The sequence below is a fragment of the Rhodoferax sp. genome (assembly GCF_037143375.1).
In the GTDB taxonomy this organism is placed as follows: Bacteria; Pseudomonadota; Gammaproteobacteria; order Burkholderiales; family Burkholderiaceae_C; genus Rhodoferax.
The window spans coordinates 1-2,346 of sequence record NZ_JBAWYV010000279.1 but is presented as its reverse complement, the minus strand read 5'-3'; the positions used below and the strand labels follow the sequence as shown (position 1 = coordinate 2,346).

General features: G+C 60.1%; 3 protein-coding genes. All 3 read right to left on the bottom strand.

Annotation, left to right across the window (positions count from 1 at the left end; genetic code table 11):
• Nucleotides 1–469: 469 nt before the first annotated feature.
• Nucleotides 470–1,015, bottom strand: coding sequence for a hypothetical protein (locus tag WCG50_RS18970; RefSeq protein ID WP_336901156.1), 546 nt, complete (start codon nt 1,013–1,015; stop codon nt 470–472).
• Nucleotides 1,016–1,349: 334 nt separating this feature from the next.
• Nucleotides 1,350–1,637, bottom strand: a complete 288-nt coding sequence (locus tag WCG50_RS18965; RefSeq protein ID WP_336901155.1) for a hypothetical protein — start codon at nt 1,635–1,637, stop codon at nt 1,350–1,352.
• Nucleotides 1,638–1,664: 27 nt separating this feature from the next.
• Nucleotides 1,665–2,346: hypothetical protein (locus WCG50_RS18960; protein WP_336901154.1), on the bottom strand; the 682-nt coding region annotated here is incomplete at its 5' end.

Genomic DNA, 2,346 nt, shown 5'->3' with positions numbered 1-2,346 from the left:
AGAGCCTCACCGACTACAGCTCTGTCCGGGTTGGGTTCCGGCATTCCTAAACCGCGCACTGCACACCTCACTTTTCCATGCAAAACACTAGCAAATGCCTGTTTTTACAGGGTGCCACCCACTTTTGAAAACTGGCGCTCGCGGCATGTCGCGGCAGTCTTTTACCATGAATTGCGTAGGAACTTGTAGGAAAGAATTGGGAGGTTGAGAATGTGAAACGTGTTTCACTTTCGGCTTGGGGTGTCGCCTATGCGGGCGGGTCGCTGCGGCTCGCCTACGGGCAACGACCTGGCGTCCAGCCGCCTGTGGGTGAAACGCTTCGGTAACGTGTTGTGACCGATCCTGTTTCCTGGCGTCCAGCCGCCTGGGGTCAAACTCCGGCTTTTCGGCTGGCTGGCTTGAAACGGACGCTCCTGGTTGGCGCTGGACGCGTTCAAATGGGGTGGGTGCGTGCTTATGGTGGGGCGAATTACTGCGGCGGGGTGGGCAACCCGGTCAACCTCTCAAGCCTCGCCTGTGCGTTCCCTTGAACCAAGCCGGCAAATATCTGCTCGAGCGATTCACGGCGGCTGGCAACCGTTGTCTCGCTGCCGGAAAAGGCGTCGTCCAGGCTCGCGCAGGCGGCTTTTATCCACCACGGCGGCAACCCGGCCTTGCATGGGCTGCTGGCCATCGCCGCCAGGGCTGAAATTTGGTTCTCCCAAAGTTGCGCCTTCAGTGTCTCGAAAGCGGCAACCAGGTCGGTGTGCGCCGATAGGCCGGCAATCAGCGTATTCGATGCCTGGCGGCTGGCCAAGCGCATCCAATACATGAAACTCCCCACGTGCCTCTCCACCTCGCCCCGGGGGACAAGCTCGTCGGCATCACGCAAGCCGCGCTCAACTTGTAAGTCGAACCGCCTCAAAGCATTTGTGATGGCCAGCCAGGTTTCTCTCGCGGCTTTGACAGCGGAGGGGTTGCCGCTTTTCAGCGCTGTTTGCAGAACCCTGTAGGTCAGGCTTTCGGCAGACTCCAACCGGCGCAAGGCGGCGGGTGCGCCAGTGGTCGCCTCGCTCGTGTCAGCGGTGGCGGCGCGTCCAAGCGCCCGGGCTGTGCACCTGGCGACAAGCGCCGCGGTCCCCGGGGGCAAGCTTTTGCGGGTGGCAAGCCAAGTATGCATTGCCTTTTGGTCGCCCAACGGTGCGCCGTCTTTTCGCCATCGGCGAATTGTTCGGGTGTCGCAACCCCATTTCTGGGCCAATTTGGTGTCAGTGGGCTTCATAAGGGGTTAGGACACTTGGACGGTTAGTTTTTCGATTGGCAGGCGAGCAAATAGCGCCTCGACAAAGAACCCGCGTTCTTTCGCCGTTTCAAGGGGACTCCTTAAGGATAGGGGGGGGGGGGGTGCCCGCGCTCACCACGCCGGCCAACGGCGTGCGGTGGCTGGCGGTAGGCGCGTCGCAACCCTCGGCTGCGGTGTCGATAGGGTGCCGGGTCACAAAGCCTCTAAAAGCGAAACAGCGCCCACCCTTTGCCGGGTGAATCAACCGGCCCAACTCTGGCACCAAGCCCTGCCCCCACAAGGCAAGACACTTGGCAGGATGGTCGCTGTCTCGGTCGTATTCAAAGTTGAAAGGGCCAACCGTGTTTCGATCCACGGCTGGCCCCGAACCTACCACCTAAAGTTAGGCTGATACGATGCGAAGCACGGCGTTGCTCACGCCCTTGGCGAAGCCATAGGCGCATTCAACAATCTCGTATTGCCGGTCATTCATTGGATCGCCCCATGCGCGGTAATTGAACGAAATGCCGGTTGCCGCGTCGGTCACCACTTCATAACCAACAAGCTGTTGGCGCACGCCCGGCGCGGGGTCGATCGGTGCAAACGCTGCCAGGATGCCCGAGGCAAACGCGGCAAAGCCTATCAGGTTTTCCGAATTGTCGGGCAGGTTAGGGAGCCAAGAATATTGGAATCCGCTCAGGGTCGGGAACTGGCCTTGCTGGATGACCGAGGCGGTCCCGATGTTCAACGCCAGCTTGTAGCTGGTGTCCTTCTGCAGAGCGTTATCGACCGTGCTGTCCACAATCAAACTGCGGCCCACGTCGGGCCAATGAAGCGCGTTCGCGGCTCCGCGAATGTCAACCACGTCGTCAGAGCCAAACGCGGTCGCAACGGTCGTCTTCACTGCGTCCCCAAAGTTGTCGGCGGTCACAACGCTCAAGATGTCCGCCAGGATGTCCGCCGCGAGTTTCTCGGCATTCATGCGCCCAAGTTGCGCCGAATTAAAAAACGGCTGGCGGCGAAATTCATAGCTGGAATAGTCGATCGGCTGATACTTGATGCGGTTCACCGTAATCAGCGCCTTG